The organism is Buchnera aphidicola (Aphis craccivora) (assembly GCF_005082145.1).
Taxonomy (GTDB): Bacteria; Pseudomonadota; Gammaproteobacteria; order Enterobacterales; family Enterobacteriaceae; genus Buchnera; species Buchnera aphidicola_U.
Genome location: NZ_CP034897.1, coordinates 282,595 through 304,988 on the forward strand (window position 1 = coordinate 282,595; position 22,394 = coordinate 304,988).

Annotated in this window: 20 protein-coding genes and 1 pseudogene; 12 read left to right on the forward strand and 9 right to left on the reverse strand. The window is 23.4% G+C overall.

From position 1 onward, the window contains the following. Nucleotides 1–10: 10 nt before the first annotated feature. On the reverse strand, nucleotides 11–1,801 hold the full coding sequence (gene lepA, locus D9V60_RS01325; RefSeq protein WP_158360559.1) for a translation elongation factor 4: 1,791 nt from the start codon (nucleotides 1,799–1,801) through the stop codon (nucleotides 11–13). Nucleotides 1,802–2,051: 250 nt separating this feature from the next. Between lepA and mnmA the strand changes: the two genes are divergently transcribed. The 10 genes from mnmA to ribA all read left to right on the forward strand — a co-directional run bounded on the left by mnmA (nucleotide 2,052) and on the right by ribA (nucleotide 12,162). Next, the gene (gene mnmA, locus D9V60_RS01330) at nucleotides 2,052–3,155 is read left to right on the forward strand and encodes a tRNA 2-thiouridine(34) synthase MnmA (RefSeq protein ID WP_158360560.1); all 1,104 of its coding nucleotides are present in this window, start codon (nucleotides 2,052–2,054) and stop codon (nucleotides 3,153–3,155) included. Nucleotides 3,156–3,249: 94 nt separating this feature from the next. Continuing rightward, nucleotides 3,250–4,623, forward strand: coding sequence for an adenylosuccinate lyase (purB, locus tag D9V60_RS01335; RefSeq protein ID WP_158360561.1), 1,374 nt, complete (start codon nucleotides 3,250–3,252; stop codon nucleotides 4,621–4,623). A 37-nt stretch (nucleotides 4,624–4,660) separates the two neighbouring features. After that, the gene (locus D9V60_RS01340; protein WP_158360562.1) at nucleotides 4,661–5,272 is read left to right on the forward strand and encodes a transglycosylase SLT domain-containing protein; all 612 of its coding nucleotides are present in this window, start codon (nucleotides 4,661–4,663) and stop codon (nucleotides 5,270–5,272) included. A gap of 91 nt (nucleotides 5,273–5,363) precedes the next feature. Next, nucleotides 5,364–6,146 (forward strand): enoyl-ACP reductase, encoded by a 783-nt coding sequence (locus tag D9V60_RS01345; protein WP_158360563.1) that lies wholly within the window; start codon nucleotides 5,364–5,366, stop codon nucleotides 6,144–6,146. A gap of 109 nt (nucleotides 6,147–6,255) precedes the next feature. Further along, nucleotides 6,256–8,199, forward strand: a complete 1,944-nt coding sequence (gene rnb, locus D9V60_RS01350; protein WP_158360564.1) for an exoribonuclease II — start codon at nucleotides 6,256–6,258, stop codon at nucleotides 8,197–8,199. A 116-nt stretch (nucleotides 8,200–8,315) separates the two neighbouring features. Beyond that, nucleotides 8,316–8,957 (forward strand): YchE family NAAT transporter, encoded by a 642-nt coding sequence (locus D9V60_RS01355; RefSeq protein WP_158360565.1) that lies wholly within the window; start codon nucleotides 8,316–8,318, stop codon nucleotides 8,955–8,957. Nucleotides 8,958–9,011: 54 nt separating this feature from the next. Beyond that, a complete protein-coding gene (lipB, locus tag D9V60_RS01360) occupies nucleotides 9,012–9,665 on the forward strand; it encodes a lipoyl(octanoyl) transferase LipB (RefSeq protein WP_158360566.1) in 654 nt (217 codons plus the stop codon). A 77-nt stretch (nucleotides 9,666–9,742) separates the two neighbouring features. After that, nucleotides 9,743–10,642: a lipoyl synthase gene (gene lipA / locus D9V60_RS01365; RefSeq protein WP_158360567.1), complete on the forward strand. Its 900-nt coding sequence runs from the start codon at nucleotides 9,743–9,745 to the stop codon at nucleotides 10,640–10,642. A gap of 151 nt (nucleotides 10,643–10,793) precedes the next feature. After that, entirely contained in the window at nucleotides 10,794–11,501 is a 708-nt protein-coding gene (gene pyrF / locus D9V60_RS01370; protein WP_258013338.1) for an orotidine-5'-phosphate decarboxylase, read from the forward strand. A 70-nt stretch (nucleotides 11,502–11,571) separates the two neighbouring features. After that, nucleotides 11,572–12,162 carry a GTP cyclohydrolase II gene (gene ribA / locus D9V60_RS01375; RefSeq protein WP_158360569.1) on the forward strand — a complete coding sequence of 197 codons (591 nt, stop codon included), beginning with the start codon at nucleotides 11,572–11,574 and terminating at the stop codon, nucleotides 12,160–12,162. Between the two features lie 237 nt (nucleotides 12,163–12,399). Here ribA and cls read toward each other — a convergent pair whose 3' ends face one another. The 8 genes from cls to trpD all read right to left on the reverse strand — a co-directional run bounded on the left by cls (nucleotide 12,400) and on the right by trpD (nucleotide 20,386). Further along, complete coding sequence (gene cls / locus D9V60_RS01380; RefSeq protein WP_158360570.1) at nucleotides 12,400–13,860, reverse strand: cardiolipin synthase; 1,461 nt, start codon at nucleotides 13,858–13,860, stop codon at nucleotides 12,400–12,402. A 253-nt stretch (nucleotides 13,861–14,113) separates the two neighbouring features. Then, complete coding sequence (gene yciA, locus D9V60_RS01385) at nucleotides 14,114–14,524, reverse strand: acyl-CoA thioester hydrolase YciA (protein ID WP_158360571.1); 411 nt, start codon at nucleotides 14,522–14,524, stop codon at nucleotides 14,114–14,116. Between the two features lie 44 nt (nucleotides 14,525–14,568). Beyond that, entirely contained in the window at nucleotides 14,569–15,102 is a 534-nt protein-coding gene (locus tag D9V60_RS01390) for a septation protein A (RefSeq protein ID WP_158360572.1), read from the reverse strand. A 20-nt stretch (nucleotides 15,103–15,122) separates the two neighbouring features. After that, complete coding sequence (locus D9V60_RS01395) at nucleotides 15,123–15,872, reverse strand: YciC family protein (protein WP_158360573.1); 750 nt, start codon at nucleotides 15,870–15,872, stop codon at nucleotides 15,123–15,125. Nucleotides 15,873–15,989: 117 nt separating this feature from the next. Continuing rightward, entirely contained in the window at nucleotides 15,990–16,799 is an 810-nt protein-coding gene (trpA, locus tag D9V60_RS01400; protein WP_158360574.1) for a tryptophan synthase subunit alpha, read from the reverse strand. Then, the gene (trpB, locus tag D9V60_RS01405; protein ID WP_158360575.1) at nucleotides 16,786–17,982 is read right to left on the reverse strand and encodes a tryptophan synthase subunit beta; all 1,197 of its coding nucleotides are present in this window, start codon (nucleotides 17,980–17,982) and stop codon (nucleotides 16,786–16,788) included. Before trpB ends, trpA begins: the two co-directional genes overlap by 14 nt. 35 nt (nucleotides 17,983–18,017) lie before the next feature. Beyond that, nucleotides 18,018–19,373, reverse strand: coding sequence for a bifunctional indole-3-glycerol-phosphate synthase TrpC/phosphoribosylanthranilate isomerase TrpF (trpCF, locus tag D9V60_RS01410; protein WP_158360576.1), 1,356 nt, complete (start codon nucleotides 19,371–19,373; stop codon nucleotides 18,018–18,020). A gap of 2 nt (nucleotides 19,374–19,375) precedes the next feature. Continuing rightward, the gene (gene trpD, locus D9V60_RS01415) at nucleotides 19,376–20,386 is read right to left on the reverse strand and encodes an anthranilate phosphoribosyltransferase (RefSeq protein ID WP_158360577.1); all 1,011 of its coding nucleotides are present in this window, start codon (nucleotides 20,384–20,386) and stop codon (nucleotides 19,376–19,378) included. Nucleotides 20,387–20,597: 211 nt separating this feature from the next. On the opposite strand from trpD, the pseudogene D9V60_RS01420 reads away from it, so the two are divergent. Both D9V60_RS01420 and D9V60_RS01425 read left to right on the forward strand, forming a co-directional pair. Continuing rightward, nucleotides 20,598–21,526 (forward strand): annotated as a pseudogene (locus tag D9V60_RS01420) (DMT family transporter). Beyond that, a complete protein-coding gene (locus D9V60_RS01425; protein WP_158360578.1) occupies nucleotides 21,495–22,232 on the forward strand; it encodes a pseudouridine synthase in 738 nt (245 codons plus the stop codon). Before D9V60_RS01420 ends, D9V60_RS01425 begins: the two are co-directional and overlap by 32 nt. Nucleotides 22,233–22,394: the final 162 nt, after the last annotated feature.

Consider the following 22,394-nt stretch of genomic DNA (forward strand, 5'->3'; position numbering starts at 1 on the left):
TTTCTCTTTTTTAATGATTAATGTTTAACATAGTAAGAAATGCTTGTTTTGGTATGTTTACATTACCTATTTTTTTCATTCTTTTTTTTCCATCTTTCTGTTTTTTTAACAATTTCTTTTTTCTACTAATATCACCACCATAACATTTAGCTAATACATTTTTTCTTAATTGTTTAATTGTAGCTCTAGCAATAATAATGTTATTGATAGTTGCTTGAATACTAATATCAAATTGATGTCTAGGTATGAGTATTTTCATTTTATCAACTATTTCACGAGCTCGATATTGAGCATTTTTATAATGTGTAAGAGTGGTTAATGCATCTACTCGTTCTGAATTAATTAATATATCTATTCGAACTATTTTAACTGATTTAAAATGTTTAAAATCATATTCCAATGATGCATATCCGCTAGAAATTGATTTTAATTCATCAAAAAAATTTAAAACAACTTCACTCATTGGAATGTGATATTTTAATGAAACTTGATTTGAATGGTAAACTAAGTCAATTTGTATTCCTCTTTTTTTTATGCATAATTTCATTACTGAACCAAGAAACTTAGGAGGCAGTAAAATATTACATTCAGCAATTGGCTCTTTAATTTTTTTAATTGTATTAATAGGAGGAAAATTTGAAGGACTATCTAAATAAATTTTTTTTCCATTAATTAATTCAATTTGATAAATAACAGTTGGTGCTGTCGAAATTAAATCAAGAGAATATTCTCTTTCTAATCGTGCTTGTACAATTTCCATATGTAATAAACCTAAAAATCCACATCTAAAACCAAATCCAAGCGCATTAGAATTTTCTGGTTCATAAAATAAAGAAGAATCATTCAAACTTAGTTTTTCTAATGCATCTCTAAATGTTTCATATTGATCTGATGTTACGGGAAATAGTCCAGCATAAATTTGTGGTTTGATCTGTTTAAATCCAGTTAATGTTTTTTTTGATGGATTATGATAATTAGTTAAAGTATCCCCAACTGGAGCAGCTGAAACATTTTTAATACCACATATAATCCAGCCTACCTCACCGCATTTTAATTGATTTTTATTTATTTTTTTTGGTGTAAATATACCTAATTGTTCAACAAAATAACTTTTTCCAGTACTCATTACTTGTATTTTATCTTTTTTAGATACAAATCCATTTTTAACTCTTATTAAAGATACTACACCTAAATAATTATCGAACCATGAGTCAATTATAAGAGCTTGTAATGGATCATTTTTATTTCCATTAGGACAAGGGATATGCGTAATAATTTTTTCAATAAGTTTTGGTATACCTTCACCTGTTTTTGCTGAACATTTAACAGCATTTAATGCTGAAATTCCAATGATATCTTCAATTTCTTTTACAACTCGCTCTGGATTTGAACTAGGTAAATCAATTTTATTTAAAACAGGTAATATAGATAAATTCATTTCCAAAGCAGTATAGCAATTTGCTAATGTTTGAGCTTCCACGCCTTGAGTAGAATCAATCACTAATAACGCCCCTTCACAAGCTGCTAAAGATCTAGATACTTCATAAGAAAAATTTACATGACCAGGTGTATCAATAAAATTTAATTGAAAAATATTTCCTTGTATATCTGTATAATCAATCATTACACTCTGTGCTTTAATTGTGATTCCTCTTTCTTTTTCTAAATCCATAGAATCTAATACTTGATTAGACATTTCTCTTTCAGATAATCCACCACATGCCTGAATTAAACGATCTGATAAAGTTGATTTGCCATGATCAATATGAGCAATAATAGAGAAATTTCTTATATGTTTCATTTTTTGTTTAACTTATTTTAAAATGAATTAAAAATATTTAATTTTAATAAAATTTAAATTTAAAATTTATTTTATATTAATATTTTTAAAAAGTATAAATATTTAATATATTTATTATTGGTATTTTTATATAATATATTTTAATTATTTAATTATATTTAATAATTTTTTAAAAACTATACATAAATTGTGTATTTTAAAGGTTGTTGAATTTAATTTTCTTTTAATAAAAAATAAGATGTCATTTTTTATGATAACGCGTAAAAAAAAAGTTATAATCGCTATGTCTGGAGGTGTAGATTCATCTGTCGCTGCATGGTTTTTAAAAAAAAATGATTATTTAGTAGAAGGTTTGTTTATGAAAAATTGGGAAGAAAATGACAAGGAAAATTATTGTCATGCAGCGGAAGATTTATATGACGCTGAAAACGTTTGCAAAAAATTAAATATCTATCTTCATAAAATAAATTTTTCTCAAGAATATTGGGAGCAAGTATTTAAAAACTTTTTAAATGAATATAAAAAAGGAAACACTCCTAATCCTGATATATTATGCAATAAAGAAATTAAATTTAAATTGTTTTTTAATTATGCAGTTGAACATCTTCAAGCAGATTATATTGCGACTGGTCATTATGCTCGTATTTTAAAAAAAAATGGAATTAATTATCTCTTAAAAGCAATAGATCGTAATAAAGATCAAAGTTATTTTTTATACACTCTGCAATCTCATCAATTAGAAAGAATCTTGTTTCCTATTGGTGCGTTTAAAAAAAATAAAATTAGAATGATCGCAAAAAAAATAGGTTTAAAAGTTGCAGAAAAAAAAGATTCTACTGGTATTTGTTTTATAGGCCCTAAAAATATAAATAATTTTCTTTCTTATTATATTAAAGAAAAAAAAGGTAATATAGTTACAATTAATGGAGAAATCATCGGAAGCCATAATGGTTTATTTTATTACACTTTAGGACAACGTAAAGGTTTAAAAATTGGAGGAATGAAAGACAAATATAACATGCCGTGGTATGTAGTTTCTAAAAATATACAAACAAATTCGTTAATTGTAGCACAAGGGTTAAGTAATCCATACTTAATGTCAATAGGTTTAATAGCTGAAAAAATCAATTGGATAAATAATATTAAATTTAAATTACCATTTTTTTGTAAAGCTAAAACAAGATATCGTCAAAATGAAGTTTCTTGTCAAATAAAATATATAGATAATTTATATATAAAAATTTTATTTGATATTCCTATAATTGCAGTGACACCAGGACAATCAGTTGTTTTTTACCTATCCGATACTTGCATTGGTGGAGGTATTATTAAATGTAAATTACCATTACTTTAATTTTTTATATTTTAAACAATCTAAATTTTTAATTATAAAATTATTTGAATTAAGTTTATTTTTTAAAAAATTTTTAAATACAGGAATATAAAATATGGATTTAAGTTTATTAACAGCTATTTCTCCAGTTGATGGTCGATATTTTAAGTTAACCCAATCATTACGAAATATATTTAGTGAATATAGTTTTTTAAGATATCGTCTTCAAGTAGAAATTTTATGGTTTAAGAAAATAACAAGTATGTATGAAATATTAGAAATTCGTAAGCTAGAAAGTAAAGATGTATTATTTATTGATAATATTTTAAAAAATTTTTCTATAAAAGATGCAATATATATTAAAAATATAGAAAAAGAAACTAATCATGATATTAAAGCATTAGAATATTTTTTAAAATATAAATTTTCTAAATCAAAAAAATTGTCATTAATATCAGAATTCATACATTTTTCATGTACTTCAGAAGATATTAATAATGTCGCTTATGCTTTAATGATAAAAGATTCTATTAATCAAGTTCTTTTACCTTTATGGTCTGAAATAATTAATTTTTTAAAAAAATATTCTATTCAATACAAAAATAGTTCTTTATTATCTATGACTCATGGACAACCTGCAACTCCTTCTACTATGGGAAAAGAAATTTTAAATTTTTATTATCGTATTCAACGTCAATTTTCTAGATTAAAAAAAATAGAAATATTAGCAAAATTCAATGGAACTACTGGAAACTATAATGCACATTTAGCAGCATATCCTAATGTTAATTGGCATATAATTAGCAAAGAATTTATAACATCATTAAATCTTATTTGGAATCCGTGTACAACTCAAATTGAGCCTCATGATTATATTGCTGAAATATTTGGATGTATTTCTCTTTTTAATACTATCTTAATTGATTTTAATCGTGATATTTGGGGTTATATTTCTCTTAATTATTTTAAGCAAACATCAATAGATCATGAAGTAGGTTCATCTGTAATGCCTCATAAAATAAATCCTATTGATTTTGAAAATTCAGAAGGTAATTTAGGATTATCAAATGCTTTAATGCATCATATGATAAAAAAATTACCAATTTCTAGATGGCAACGTGATTTAAGTGATTCTACAGTTTTGAGAAATATAGGGTTAGCGTTATCTTATTCAGTAATTGCATATTATTCAGTGTTAAATGGTATGAAAAAATTAAAAATTAACCATGCTCAACTTTTAAGAAATTTAAATCAAAATTGGTCAATTTTATCTGAAGCAATACAAACTGTTATGAGGCGATATAATATTAAAAGTTCTTATGAACAATTAAAAAAGCTAACTCGAGGAAAAGAAATAAATAAAATTGATATACATAAATTTATTTCTAGTTTAAATATTCCAGAAATAGAAAAAAAACGTTTAAAAAAAATATCACCAGTAAATTATATTGGATCTGCTATTCAAATTATAGAAGAAACAACTGCATAAATATATTTTAAAATTTATTTTTAAGGAGTTGTTCTTTATGATATTAAAAGCTTTTATTTTTTCCATAATCTTTATATTAGGTTGTAATAAACCTATAAATATAAAAAAAATTTTTCCTTTAAATAAAAAACAAATCGAAAAAAGAATTTATCACTGGAATTATTTTATTAAAAATGCATCAAATAAATATAATATCGATGAAAAACTAATTAAATCTATTATATATGTCGAGTCTGCTGGTAATCCTTTCGCCAAAAGCAGTTCTAATGCAATTGGATTAATGCAAATTAAACCATCTGCAGCAGGTTTAGATATATATCGGTTAATTGGAAAAAAAGGTCAACCATCTGTAACTGAATTATATAATCCTAGAATTAATATAAATATTGGAACTTCTTATCTTCGTTTATTACAAACAAGAAATCTAATTGGAATCAAAAACAAAGAAATAATGAGATATGCAACTATTGTTTCTTATGTTAATGGAACTAGCGCGTTATTAAAAATATTTTCTAAAGATAAACAGACCGCAATAAAAATTATAAATACCATGACAATAAAAAAGTTTTTTCAATATATAAAGAAACATCCTTCTAAACAAGCATTGAATTATTTAAAAAAAGTAATAAAAATTTACAAACTAATTTAGATATATTTTTATTTTTTATATATTAATAGAAATAAGGTATTATCTATTATAAAAAATTTATGCATATAGATTTTGCTTTTGGAAATTTAATATGGGATTTTTAAAAGGTAAAAAAATTTTAATAACTGGTATATCTAATGAAAGATCAATTGCATTAGGTATAGCAAAGGCTTTATATAAACAAAAAGCAGAATTAAGTTTTGTATGCCAAAATAAAAAAATTATTAATAAAATTAAACATTTAATTAATTCGATGAGTGTTAATACTATTTTTTTTTGTGATGTTTCTAGTGATGAAAACATTAAAGAACTATTTTTTAATTTAAAAAAAATATGGAATAAGTTTGATGGATTTGTTCATTCAATTGCTTATTGTCCTAAAGAACAAATGCATCAAGACTTTGTTGAAAGTAGCACTAAAGAATCATTTAATTTAGCTCATGAAATTAGTTCCTATAGTTTTTTAAGTATGGCAAGAGAATCAAAAAATATGTTAAATAAATTTTCTTCTCTAATTACATTATCTTATTTAGGATCGCAAAGGGTTTTATCTAATTACAACATGATGGGACTCGCTAAAGCTTCTTTAGAATCTAATGTTCGATATATGGCTCATGCATTAGGCAAAAAAAATATTAGAGTTAATGGGATTTCATCTGGACCTATAAAAACTGTATCTTCTTATCAGATCAAAAATTTTTCTAAAATACAAAAATATCAAAAATCAGTTTCGTTTATTAAAAGCTATATCACTAGTAGACAAATAGGAAATGTTGCGGCTTTTTTATGCTCAAATTTATCTATTGGAATAACTGGTTCAATTATTTATGTTGATAATGGTTTTAATGTAAATGTGCCCAATAACATAATTTAAAATCAAAAAGTTTTTTAATAAAATTTATCTATGATAATTTATAAATAAGTTATATATTAAAATTTCTTAAATAATAAAATTATTTGTTAAATAGTTAGGTCTTATAATTATGTTCCAAAACAATCCATTACTTAAACAATTAAAAAAAAATTTACATAAACAAACACCACGGGTTGAAGGAATAGTAAAAAGCACAGAAAGAGGATTTGGTTTTTTAGAAGTTGATCCACAAAAAAGTTATTTTATACCACCTAAAAATATGAAAAAGGTTATGCATGGAGATAAAATATCTGCTTTATTAAAAATTGAAAAAGATCGTGAAATAGTTGATCCAGAAATATTAATCGAACCTTTTTTAAAAAGATTTGTGGGAAAAATTGAAAAAAAAGATAACAAATTATTTATTCTACCAGATTATCCTTTTTTAAAAGATCTAATTATAATATGTTATCCTAAAAAAAATTGTACTAATTTATTTCAAACTGGAGATTGGGCTGTAGCTAATTTAGTACAACATAAGCTTAATGGACATTCTGTATTTTCTGCTGAATTAATTGAAGAAATAGTCAAAAGCAACGATCCATTAACACCATGGTGGGTAACTTTATCACGTCATAACCTCGATAAAAAAGAACCTTTAATTAAAAATCAAGATTTTATATTAAAAGATAATCATTTTAAAAGAAGAGATTTAACAAATCTTGATTTTATTACAATAGATAATCTTAATACAAAAGATATTGATGATGCTTTATTTATCAAAGAAACTAATGATGGAAATTTTTGTTTAACTGTAGCTATTGCAGATCCAACTGCATATATAGAAAGTGGAAGTAAATTAGATATAATCGCTTCTAAAAGAGGTTTTACAAATTATTTACCAGGTTTTAATATTCCTATGTTACCTAGGGAGTTATCAGAAAACATATGTTCATTAATCCCTAACGAACGTCGTCCAGTTTTAGCATGCTCTATAACAATTAATAAAAATGGAAATATTTCTAATATAGCTGATTTTTTTTTAGCATGGATTATATCAAAAGAAAAGTTATCTTATGAAGACGTATCAAATTGGATTGAAAAGAAGGGATGTTGGGAGCCATCGAAAAAATCTATTCAAAATCAAATTTTACTTTTATATCAATTATGTTTATCACGTATAAAATGGCGAAAATTACATGCTGTATTATTTAAAGATAGCTTGGAATATAGATTTCAGTTTTCTGAAACTGGAAAAGTAAAAAATGTAGTTGTTGAGAAAAGACGAATTGCTCATAAAATCATTGAAGAATCAATGATAATAGCAAATATTGTAGCTGCAAATTTTTTATCAAAAAATCTTGGATTTGGGATATATAATATACATTCTGGTTTTGATTGTATTAATGCAGAAAATACAGTTTCTTTTTTAAAAAATTATAATTTAAAATTTACTGCTAAAGAAATAATGACATTAAAAGGATTTTGCAATCTTAGACGTGTTTTAAATATTTTATCAAATGATTACATTAATAGTCGTGTTCGACGATATCAATCTTTTGGAGATTTTAGTACTACGCCTAGTCCACATTTTGCGTTAGGATTTTCAGAATACGCTACTTGGACATCACCTATTCGAAAATATAGTGATATGATTAATCATCGTTTATTAAAATCCATTATCACAAAAGAAAAAACTATTAAACCTAATGAAGAAATAAAATTAAAAATCAGTGAACAAAGACGAAAAAATAGAATAGCTGAAAGAGATATTACAGATTGGCTTTATACAATACTTTTGCAAAAGAAAGAATATCAAAATAAAAAATTTTCTGCTGAAATTATTGATGTTTCTAGAAGTGGAATACGCGCTAAGATAATAGAAAATGGTGCAAATGTTTTCATTCCTGCATTATTTTTACATCCTATTCGAGAAGAATTAATCTTAAACCAAGAAATAGGCCAAGTGTTTATTAATGGTAATTTATGTTATAAAGTTTCTGATTTAATTCAAATAATATTATGTGAGATTCGATTTAAAACTAGAAGTATTATTGCTAAACCAGAGTATTAAATATGAATTTAATATTTTAAAATGATTTTAAATTAAAATAATTTATTTTTTAAATATTTTTTAAAATCTTTTGATAATAAAATTAAAAGAATTTTAATATTAATTAAGAGTTCAATATGCATATTTCAATTTTTGATTTTTCTATATATATAAAGTTTTTTATAAGTTTGTGTGCACTAGTAAATCCCATCGGAATGATTCCTATTTTCACTACTATGACAGCTCATCAAAATATATTAGAGCGAAAAAAAACTAATTTAGTAGCAAATTTTTCTGCATTTTTAATATTATTAATATCATTATTTTTAGGTAATAGTATTTTAAATATTTTTGGTATATCTATTAATTCTTTTCGTATCGCAGGAGGTTTATTAATTATGGGTATTGCTTTTTCTATGATTAATGGAAAATTTACAAAAAATAAACAAATTAACAAAAATAGAGAAGAAGTCCAAGAAAATATCAGTGTTGTTCCTTTAGCAATGCCTTTAATTGCAGGTCCAGGCGCTATTAGTTCAACAATTGTTTGGAGTACTTATTATTCTACTTGGTTAAATTTAGTTGGGTGTACTATATCTATTTTTTTATTTTCTTTGTTTTGTTGGCTATGCTTTCGAGCTGCTCCATGTGTAGTTGAAATATTAGGAAAAACAGGAATCAATATTATTACACGTGTTATGGGTTTATTGTTAATGTCTTTAGGAATTGAATTTGTTAGTATTGGAATAAAATCTATTTTTAATGAATTATTACATTAATTTAAAAAATATTATTTGATATTTTACTTGTTAAATATAATATTGGAAACTTCGTTGGAAAATAAAATTATTTTTTTTAAAAATATTGGATTAATAGATTGGATTAAAATTGTTAGTGAAATGAATTCTTTTACAGACACACGTAACAGTTTTACATTCGATGAAATCTGGTTTGTAGAGCATTATCCTATTTTCACACAGGGTTTATTAAAGCAAAATTATTCAATAATATCTAAAAATAATTTTATTAATAATATTCCTATAGTAACCTCTAATAGAGGTGGTCAAATAACATATCATGGTCCTGGACAACAAATATTATATTTTTTAATTGATTTAAAACGTCGAAAAATTAATATTCGTGAATTAATGGATATTATGCATATTTTAATAATAGATACTTTAAATTATTTTTCCATTAAATCAAATATTAAAAAAAAAGCTCCAGGAGTTTATGTGAAAAATAAAAAAATATGTTCTTTAGGATTAAGGATTAAAAAAGGCTGTACTTTACATGGTTTATCATTAAATGTTGATATGGATTTAACTCCTTTTGATTATATTTATCCTTGTGGAGATATATATATGAAAATGACACAAATAAAAGAATTTAATTCTTTTTTAACATTAAAAGATATTCGTATTATTTTAATAAAAAAATTAGCTCAATTATTCAATGTTAAAATCATAAAAAAATCAGATTTTTAAAAATTTTTAAATATTTTAAAAATATTTTTTATTAACTACAATATATATATATTTCTAATTTAACGATAATAAAGTTTATGAATAAAAAAATAAATTTGATACCTATTAAGAACATTTTAGTAAAAAAAAATAAATTAAATAAACCAAATTGGATAAAAATTAAATTACCTGTTAATACATCTCGTATTAATCAAGTAAAATATGCTTTACGTAAAAATAACTTATACTCTGTTTGTGAAGAAGCGAATTGTCCAAATTTATCAGAATGTTTTAATAATGGTACTGCGACTTTTATGATTCTTGGAGACATATGTACTCGAAATTGTCCATTTTGCGCTGTATCGCATGGAAAACCTAAAAATTTAGATTTAGAAGAACCTAAAAAATTAGCAAAAACTATATTTGATATGAGAATCAATTATGTAGTAATTACTTCAGTTGTAAGAGATGATTTATATGATGGTGGTGCTCAACATTTTGTTAATTGCATGAATTCTATTAGAAGTAAAAATAAAGTAAAAATTGAAATATTAGTTCCTGATTTTAGAGGTAGAATTGAATTAGTTTTAAAAATTTTTAATTCAGAGTTACCTGATATTTTTAATCATAATATAGAAAATGTTCCTCGACTTTATAAAAAAATACGTCCTGGTGCTAATTATAAAAAATCATTATTATTATTAGAATCATTTAAAAAAAAATATAATCAAGTTCCTACTAAATCAGGTTTAATGGTAGGTATAGGCGAAAAAGATAAGGAAATTATTCAAGTAATGAAAGATCTTTATTCAAGTGGTGTTACATTACTAACAGTGGGACAATATCTTCAACCTAGTAAAAATCATCTTCCAGTAGAACGTTATATATCACCTTTAGAATTTGAAAATATTAAAAAAGAAGCAATATCTATTGGTTTTAAAAACGCTTATTGCGGGCCTTTTGTACGTTCATCATATCACGCTAGTATTCAAAATTAATATATAAAAATGATTAATTATATTTCTTTAAAAATATTTTTATTGTTATTAAAAATTAAATATTTAAAAATAATAAAATATAAGTTATTTCAGTTTTCTAAATATTTTAAAAAATTAATACTTAATCCTTTACCGTAGAGGTTAAATAGCATTGAAAGTTAATTATTCTAATATTCCTAAAATTATTATTGCATTAGATTTTTATAGTAAAAAAGAAGCTATGAAATTAGTAGATCTTCTCAATCCATCTTTATTTTATTTAAAGATTGGAAAAGAAATGTTTACAATTTTAGGACAAAAATTTATTAATGAATTACATAAATTAGGGTTTAATATATTTTTAGATTTGAAATTTCATGATATTCCTAATACTGTTTTTTATGCAACACAAGCAGCGGCAGATCTAGGAATATGGATGTTAAGTGTTCATGCTTCTGGTGGAAAAAAAATGCTAATGTCTGCCAAAAAGGCATTACAATCATTTAAAAAACGTCCTTTATTAATAGCAGTTACAGCACTTACTAGTTTAAAACAAGAAGATTTAAAAGATATTGGTATTCAAATATCATTACAAGATTATATTTTAATTCTAGCTAAATTATCTCGTGATTGTGGTTTAGACGGTGTTGTTTGTCCGGGGAAAGAAGCAAAAAAAATTAAATTGTTATGTGGAAATGAACATAAAATAATAACTCCAGGTATTAGATGTTTTAATGACTCTGCTTTTGATCAATATCAAATTATCACTCCAAAACAAGCTAAAACATTTCCAATTGATTATATAGTTGTAGGACGTTCTATCACTTGTTCAAAAAATCCAATTAAAAAACTGAATTTTATAATACAATCTATGCAATAATATTTTAATATTTAAAAATATTTTTTATTAATTTAAATTTAAAAATATAAATAGAAATAAAGGAGTTTTCATGCAATTGATTAAAATCGAAAAAGCTATATTGCCTACTCGTTGGGGAAATTTCATTATATTCGGATTTGAAGAAAAAAAGAATGGGAAAAATCATATTGCTCTTGTTTATGGAGATATAAAAAAGAATATACCTATTCTTTCTAGAATACATTCCGAATGTTTAACAGGAGATGCATTTTTTAGTTTAAGATGTGATTGTGGAGATCAATTAAAAATGTCGATGAATAAAATTGCACATGAAGGTAGTGGTATATTAATATATCATCGTCAAGAAGGAAGAAATATTGGTCTTCTTAATAAAATTAAAGCGTATGCTTTGCAAGATCAAGGATTAGATACTGTAGAAGCTAATTTAAAACTTGGTTTTTCTGCAGATGAACGAGACTTTTCGTTATGCGCTGATATTTTTAATATTCTAAATATAAAAAAAATTAGATTGTTAACTAATAATCCATATAAAGTAAATATGCTTGTTTCTGCTGGAATTGATGTTGTGGAAAGAGTTCCTCTTATAGCTCAAAAAAATGATAAAAATTATAGCTATTTAAAAACTAAAGCAGAAAAAATGGGTCATTTACTATTTAAGTAAAAATTTTTAAAAAGATATATATAATACAATAAAAATATATAATAAAATTTTTATTGAGTTAACTTTAATATATTATTTAATAGTATTACATGTATGTTTTAAAAAATTTTATACTATTTTAAGTAGAAGGGGTTTTTATAAACCCCAACTAAATTATTTAAGTTATTTAGTTTTTTAATTTTAAAAATTATTATTTTCTTTTTTTAAAATAATTAATATAAATATATAATTGATTTTTTATAACAATGGACTTAAAAAATAAAAAATTTTTTCTAATATTTTTTTCCAATATGCGCGATTATACCAAAGATCTTTATCTAATAATTCAGAATTAGAAATATATTCGTTTTGTATTAAAGACAATTTTTTACTAAAATTAGTATCATCAATAACTAAAGTAATTTCAAAGTTTAACCATAAACTTCTCATATCTAAATTAGCTGTACCAATTAAACTAAGTTGACGATCAACTAATATGCTTTTGCTATGTAATAATCCATTTTTAAATTGATAAATTTTTACTCCTGCTTCTAATAATTCACTAAAAAAAACTCTACTTGCCCATTTTACTAAAACAGAATCGTGATACAAAGGTATAATAATGCTAACTTTTACGCCTCTTTGTGCTGCTGTACAAATAGCATGTAATAAATCATCACTTGGAACTAAATATGGTGTAGTCATAATAAGTTCATTTCTTGCTGAATAAATTGCTGTTAATAAAGCTTGATGAATTACATTTTTAGGAAAACCAGGTCCAGATGCAATTACTTGAATACTAGAATTTTTATTTGATACGTTTTGTAACATTTCTTTATTAGGTAATTTAGGTAAAATTTTACAACCTGTTTCAATTTCCCAATCACAGGAATAAATCATACCTATTGTTGTAGCTATAGGTCCTTCGATTCGCGTCATTAAATCAATCCATTGACCAATTCCTGAAGATTTTTTAAATAAATTTGGATCGACTAAATTCATACTTCCAGAATATGATATATAATTATCAATTAATATTATTTTTCTATGTTGCCTTAAATCTAATCGACGTAAAAACATTCTTACTAAATTAACTTTTAATGCCTCTACAATTTGAATACCAGATTTTTTCATTTTTTGAACCCAAGGACTTCTAAAAAAATCAAGACTACCAGCTGAATCTAGCATAAGTCTACAACGTATCCCTCGTTTCGCTGAATCAATAAGCGCCATTGCTACATCATCAGCAAGACCTCCTGGTTTCCAAATATAAAATACCATTTCAATATTTTTACGCGCTAAATAAATATCACGAATTAAAATATTAATTGTTTTTTTATTATCACTTAATAGTGTAATTTTATTATTTTTGATACCAGAAATTCCTTGTCTATGTTTACAAAGTTGAAATAAAGAAGTTGCAACTTCACTATTTTTGATTTGAAAAATATATTTACAAGATTTAAGTTGATTAAGGTATTGATTAGATATAGACCAGATTTTTTTAGCTATTCTTTTATGTCTTTTTTCTAAATAAAACTCACCGAAAAAAAACCAAATTGCAATTCCAATAAAAGGAATAATATAAATAGTTAATAACCAAGACATAGAAGAAGGTATACTACGACGTTTAACTAAAATACAGTAGGTAATATGAACAATTAGCAACCAGTATATTAAAACAACTAAACACGTAGTTGAATCATAAAAAATATCCATTCATTTTAAGGTCCTATTTATACTTTTTTTAAAAAAGTTTTTGTATTTAATTGAATTTTTTATATTTAACAAAAAATTTTATTTGTTTAATAATAAAAAATTATTAATTTTTTATGAGGTGTTTAAAATTAAATTTATTTTTCAACACTTTTAAAAAAGTAATATTTTTAAATTAATTATTTTAGATTATTACTTTTTTAAAGTGTTAATTTTTATTATATTTATTAAAAAATTTATTTAATTTAAAATATTTTTAAATAATACTCATAGGTAATAATTCACGAGGTTTTCCTGTTTGGTCAATTGCGACATAGATAAATATTGCTTCTGTAGCACAATAGTATTGTCCTAATGGTTTAGAGTAAATTTTTTTAATCCAAACTTCTACATTGATAGTTATTGAACTTTTACCAATTTTAATACAATTTGCATAACAACTTACAATATCACCTACTGAAACAGGTTTTAAAAAAGTAATTCCATCTACTCTAACGGTAACAACTTTTCCTCCTGCTATCTCTTTTGCTAATATAGCACCTCCCATATCCATTTGAGACATAATCCAACCTCCAAATATATCACCATTTGCGTTAGTATCTGAAGGCATTGCAAGAGTTTTTAATACAATTGTTCCTTTGGGTAGTGATTTATTTTCTTTTTGCATTATTAAAATATTCGCTCTATTATATATTTAAATTATATAAAAAATTATTTCTTTTTTAATATTTTATTTTTTATATAAACACTTGTAGTTAAAATAGAAAAAAGCATTAAAATTGAGAGTCCAAAAACTTTAAAATTTACCCAAGTTTCTTCTGAAAAATAAAATGCTATATAAATATTTAAAATACTACAAAATAAAAAAAATAATGCCCAAAAAAAATTAATTTTTTTCCAATAAATATCATCAAGTTTTATATTTTTTTCTAAAAATTTTTGTATTATTGGTTTTTTTTTATAAAATTGACTTATTAATAATACAATAGAAAAAAATATATAAATTATTGTTATTTTCCATTTAATAAATTGGCTATTATGAAAAAATATAGTAAGCGAACCAAAAACTGCAATTAAAATAAAACTTATCAAATTAATTTTATCTATTTTTTTGGAGATAATCCAATCTAATATACAAGTAAAACCTGATATAATAATTAAAAATTTAGATGCTATAAAAATATCATATATTTTATAGAATATAAAAAAAGTTATTATTGGTAATAAATTTAGTATTTTTTGCATATTGAGACCTAAAAAATTTTTTATTTTTCAGTTCGTGAAAATAACATATAAAATCTAAATAAATATATAATTAAAATAGAAAAAAATATATTCATATTAATATTTAATATAAAAGAAATAAAATTTTTGTTCATCAAGTGAATATTTAGTAAAATTTTTGTTAAAATAAATTTTACACACATCCAAAGTAATACTCCCGTACCTATAATATTTATATATTTCCAAGAAATAGCAATACTTAATCGTATCGATTCTATTAAAGTGTTTTTTTGAAATGAAAAAATAATAGGCGATAAAGCAAGTAATATCGATAAAAATATACCTGGTAAAATAAAAAACATAAAACCTATTTGAATAATAATATTAGTAATACAATTTAATATAAATAAACTTGGTAAAATTTTAGCTAAAAACATTATTGAAGATGTAATTTTCTGTTTTTTTCTATTAGACAAATATGTAATCAAAGTAATTATACTTCCTAATAAAAAAGTTTTACTAGTTAAAAATTCAATTATTTTGAATATAGAATATTTTAACAATTCTTTTTTTTCGTATTCTGTCATGTTATTTATAAAATCAAAAACTGAATAAGAATTTATAAACCTATTATTTTCTATTATAGAAATAATATGCATATCTGGTTTAATTAACATATTTATTAGAATACTTATAAAAGTAGTTATGACAGATATAAAAAAAATAGTTTTTATTTCTTTAGATACAAAGTGACATGTATCATTATACAATTCACGGATTGTAATAAACATATGTATATCCCCTATAAATATTTTATAAAATTTTAAGATAATACATATTATTTTAGATTAATATATTCTTTGAAAGTAATTTTAAGATATAAAAAAATAAAATTTTTAAAAATTTATTTAAATAAATTTTGTAGATTGTATTAATTTAAAACTAAAATTTTTTATTTTTTTTATCATTTCTTTTTCTTCATTTAAATTTTTTTCAATAATATTTATAATTGCCGAACCACATATTACACCATTAGTACCTAATAAAATTGACTTTTTAACTGCAATAGAATTATTAATACCAAAACCTTGCAATAATGGAAGAGTATTGTATTTTTTTACTTTTTTTATAAACTTGCTTGAAAGAGCAGTTCTTTTTGTTTCTAACCCAGTTACACCAGGACGAGATAATAAATAAATATAACCTTTTGCATATAAAGCAAGTTGAGAAAGAAAATGATCATCTGCATCAGGAGGGCAAATAAAAATAGAGTCAATGTTAAATTCATTAGCATATTTATAGAAAATATTATATTCTTCAATGGGCACATCAGCTATTAATACTGAGTCTAAATCACATTTTGAACATTTTTTATAAAAATTTTTAATGCCCTGACTATATACAAGATTAGCATATAATAATATACCTATAGGTATATTTAAATATTTTTTGCGTAATGTTTGAATTACTTCAAAACACTTTGAAACACCATAATTATTAGATAAAGCCCGTAAATTTGATTTTTGAATAATAGGACCATCTGCTAAAGGATCTGAAAATGGAATTCCTAGTTCTAATGCATCCGCTCCATTTTCAACCAATGCTTCAATAATTTTTATTGACATTTCTAAAGAAGGATCGCCTATGACTATAAATGGAACAAAACAGCCTTCTTTAAGTAAAGTTTTTGTTTGAAATATTTTTTTATAACGGCTCACAATTTTTTCCTGTTTTTAAAATCTCACTTACTGTAAAAATATCTTTATCTCCACGACCAGAAAGATTAACGATTAAAATTTGACTTTTATCAGGATGCATATTCATTATTTTTAATGCATAAGCTATTGCATGAGAAGATTCTAGAGCTGGAATAATACCTTCTTTTTTAGATAAAATTTGAAATGCTTCTAATGCTTCTTTATCAGTAATTGAAACATATTGAGCACGTTTAATACTATTTAACCAAGCATGTTCAGGACCCACTGAAGGAAAATCTAAACCAGCAGAAATAGACCAAGATTTTTGAATTTGACCTTCTTCATTTTGCATTAAGTAAGACTTCATTCCAAAATAAATTCCTGTTCTGCCATGGTTTAGCGGTGCTCCATGCTTTCCTGTGCTTATACCTTGACCAGCTGGTTCAACGCCAATTAAATTGACTTTTTCATTTATAAAATCAGAAAACATACCAATAGCATTTGATCCTCCTCCAACACATGCAATAATAGAATCTGGCAATCTTTTTGCTTGTTCTAAAATTTGCTTTTTTGTTTCTTCTCCAATTATTTTTTGGAACTCTTTAACAATTCTTGGATAAGGATGTGGACCTGCAGCTGTTCCTATCATATAATGTGAATATTTATAACTACCAGACCAATCTCGTAATGCTTCATTGCATGCATCTTTTAAAGTTCCAGAACCATTTTTAACAGATATAACCTCTGCACCCATTAATTTCATACGAAATACATTTGGTTTTTGACGTTCAATATCTTTATAACCCATATAAATTCGACATTTCAAATTTAGCAGTGCACAAACAATTGCAGTAGCTACACCATGTTGACCTGCACCAGTTTCAGCAATAATTTCTTTTTTGTTCATTTGAATTGCTAACATTGCTTGTCCTAGTACTTGATTAGTTTTATGTGCTCCTCCATGTAATAAATCTTCTCTTTTTAAATAAATATGTGTTTTTGTACCTTGAGTCAAATTTTTACATAAAGTTAATGGTGTTGGTCTTCCTGCGTAATTTTTTAATAAAAATAAAAATTTTTTTTGGAAATTTATATCTTTTTTTGCGGCAATAAAATTACGCTCTAATTCATATAAAGCTGGCATTAATATTTGAGGAACATACATACCTCCAAATTCTCCAAAATAAGGATCGAGTAAAGTCATTTAAAATTATTCCTCTTTTTTATGAAAAACGATTTTTAAGATATTAATTTCTGGAAAATTGATTTTATTTTTCTATGATCTTTAATACCAGGTGATATTTCTACTCCAGAATTTAAATCTAGTCCAGCACAATTTAATTTTGAAGCAATAGTACAATTTTTAATATTAATACCTCCGGCTAAAATTACTTTATTTAATACACAATTTTTTAAAATACCCCAATCAAATGATGTATTGCTTCCTCCAGAATAGGAATCAAATAAATATTTATCTATATAATTCCAATTAAGTAAAGGCACTTTAGATTGAATAGAAAATGCTTTCCAAATTTTAATATTTTTAGGTAATTTATTTCTTAATAAATCAACATATTTTTGATTTTCATCGCCATGTAATTGTATAGCATATAAATTTAATTCATTAGCAATGTCTAAAATAATACTGATATCTTGATTTTGAAATACCCCTACATATTTTAAATTGCTATTAAAAATAATATTTTTTGCGATATTTTTTGTAATTTTACGAGGTGAATTTTCTGCAAAAATTAAACCTCCATAAATCGCACCATATTTCTCACTTACTTGAGCATCAATAGAACGAGTTAATCCGCATACTTTATTATGACCGAAAATTAAAGATTTAGTGCTTATTTCTAAATTTTTTTTTGACATTAAACTTGATCCAATTAAAAAACCATTAACTATTTTACTTAGCTCTTTTATTTGAGAATTTTTAGTTATTCCTGATTCACTGATAATTATTTTGTTTTTTATTAATGGAGATAAAATTCGAGTACGATTTAAATCAATTGATAAATCATGTAAATTACGATTATTAATTCCAATAATTTCAGCATTTAATTTAATAGCACGATTTAATTCTTCAATATTGTTAACTTCTGTTAAAATTCCCATATTTAATTTTTTTGCTATTTTGGATAATGTAATATATTGTTCATTATTCAAAATAGATAACATAAGCAAAATAGCATCTGCGTTATAATATCGAGCTAAATAAACTTGGTATGGATCAATAAAAAAATCTTTACATAAAATTGGTTGAAAAACATAATTTCTTACAATATTTATAAATTTTAAATTTCCATGAAAATACTTTTCATCTGTTAAAATTGAAATAGCAGAAGCATATTTCTTGTATGTATTAGAAATTTCAATTAAATTAAAATTTTTTTTAATGATCCCTAAAGAAGGAGATGATTTTTTACACTCTAATATAAAAAAACAATTTTTATTTTTTAACGCATTATAGAAATTACGAGTTTTTATGTTAATTTTATTTTTAATATCTTTGAAAGGTTCTTTTTTTTTTCTATCTTTAATCCAAGCTATTTTATCTTTTACAATTTTATTGAGTATTGTTTCTTGCATATTTATTTATCTTCTTTTAACATATTAGAAATTTTAATGATATGTTTGTAAACTTCACCACTTCGAATATAGTTTAATGCCATTATTGTATTTTTTTTTAAATCTGCATATCCAAAATTTTTTAATAAAATTGCAACGTTCACAGCAATTAATTCTTCATGAAACTTATCTCCTTTTCCTTGCATAGTTTTTTTAATAATATCATAGCTTTCTTCTGAAGAACTTACTATATGTGTTTTTTTAGAATGTGTTTTTAAACCAAAATCTTTTGCTTCTAATTGATATGAGTAAATTTTTTTATTTAATAATTCTGAAATATATGTAACACCATCTAATGCAACTTCATCAGTTCCATTACCATGTAACACAATACCTTGTTGGTATTTTAATTTTTTTAAAATTTCAATCATAGGATTCATTAAATCCTTTTTATAAACACCTATTACTGTGTGAAAAGGACGGGAAGGATTTAAAAATGGTCCTAATAAATTAAAAATAGTTTTAATTTTTAAAATTTTTCGAACATTCATAGCATATTGAAAACCATCATGATATTGCGGTGCAAATAAAAAACAAATATTTAATTTATCTAGAGTTTTTAAAGAATTTTTTAAGGATGGATTTAAATTAATTTTAAATTTTTTTAAAATATCAGATGAACCCGATGTACTTGAGATACTTCTATTACAGTGTTTAATAATCTTAAATCCACAGTAGGATGCAACAAAAGCACTAGCAGTTGAAATATTAATTGTATTTTTGTTATCTCCTCCCGTTCCAACTATGTCAGAAAACACATAATTAGGCCTAGGAAATAACTTCATTGTTTCTAAACAAGCATAAATTGCACCTAATATTTCTTCCATTGATTCATTGCGAATATGCATAGCTGTTAAAATAGATGATAATTGTATCTCATTTATTGTTCCAGAAATAATAGATTTAAATAATCTATAACTTTCTTCTTGATTTAAAAATTTCAGCTTATAAATTTTTTTAAATATATTTTGCATTAATCACCTTTTAACATTTTAATTAAAAAATTAATATTTTTTATTGTTTTTATGATTTTTCACAATAATCGATTGAGTTAAATAATTCAATTTAAATTTAAAAAAAATTTATTTATAATATTTTTATCTTTAAAAAATTTTTTATTAAAAATAATATATAACTATTAATATAATATGTTATATATAATAATTTTATTATTGGAAATTTAAAATGAATAAAATAATAATAATATTATTATTTTCTGTAGTATCTATTACTTGGGGAACTACTTGGATAGCTATGAAAGTCGCTGTAGAAACAATTCCTCCATTATTTGCTACCGGAATACGATTTTTAGTTGCCTCTCCTTTACTAATTCTATTTTCTTATATTACAAAAGCACCTCTTTTATTTCCATATGGTCAAAGAGGTTTTCAAATTATTATTTCTTTATTTTATTTTTTAATACCTTTTACGCTTATGTTATATGGAGGAAAATATGTAACTTCTTCTGTTGCTTCAGTTATTTTTGCAAATATGCCAGTTGTTATATTAATGCTTTCTTCTTTTTTTTTAAAAAAAAAATAGATTTAATTAAAAAAATTGGCATAATTATTTCTTTAATTACATTATTTATTATTTTATTTATTGATTTAAAGTCAGCATGCTTTTTTCAATGGAAAGGTATTTTAGCATTAATTTTAGCATTATTTAGTCATGCTTTAATTTATATAGAATGTCAAAGAAAATGTACTAATGTTTCCGTTATTACATTTAATGCATTACCATCTTTAATATCTGGAATATTTTTATCCACTATCTCTTGGTTTTTAGAAAACCCTAATATTAATTTATTTTCTAATAAATCAATTTTAGCTATTTTTTATCTTGGAGATTTTTCTGGCGTTTTCGGTATTTTATCTTATTTTTATTTACAAAAAAAAGTTAGTCCATTTTGTGCTTCTACTGTTTTTTTAATTTTTCCTTTAATTTCTTATATTTTAGAAATTTATTTTTATAAAAAAACATTTTTTTTATATGAATTATTCTGTATTTTTCCGCTTTTTATAGGGATTTTATTAACGTTACTTCCAATAAATTTTTTTAAAAATATTAAAAGGCGTTCCCATGGCAGAAAAAATACAAAAAATGCTTTCTAATTTAGGATATGGTTCTCGTCGCTATATAGAATCAACAATTAAAAAAGGAAACGTATTTGTAAATGGAAAAAAAGCAATTATTGGTCAATATTTAGATCAAAAAAATGTTGAAGAAGTTTTTATGAATAAAGAAAAAATAATTTTTGAACAAAATAAAAAATTGAAAGTAATTATTTATAATAAACCTATAGGCGAAATATGTACTAGAAATGATCCGAAAAAACGATTGACTGTATTTAATAAATTACCTATTTTAAAATTAAGTAGATGGGTTTGTATTGGGCGCTTAGATATCAATACTAAAGGATTACTGCTATTTACAAATAATGGAAAACTAGCTAACCAGCTTATGCATCCAAAAAATCAAATTGAACGTGAATATTTCATACGTGTCTTTGGGAAGATAAATAAAAATACAATAGATGTTTTGAAAAAAGGAGTTAAAGTTCAAAATAATTATTTTGCATTTAAAAGTATTGAGTTAATTTCAAATAATAAAAATAAAAATAAATGGTTTAAAGGTGTTTTATGTGAAGGTAAGAATCGTGAAATTAGATTAATTTTTAATGCAGTTCAATGTCAAGTAAGCAAATTAATTAGAGTCCGATATGGAAATATTTTTTTACCAAAAAATTTAAAAGAAGGACAGTGCAAAAAATTAAATTTTAAACTATTAAATAGTTTATGTAATTTGATTAAAAAATAAATTCAAATTATTTCATTAAACTTATTAGTTGATATAAAAAGTATTTATAAAATAATATTAAATCTTTGTAAATAAAATAATTTTTAAAACATAAAAATTTATATTTTTATTTTTTATATTTCAAACGTTTTAAATAAATTATAAAATATAAATTTTAACTAT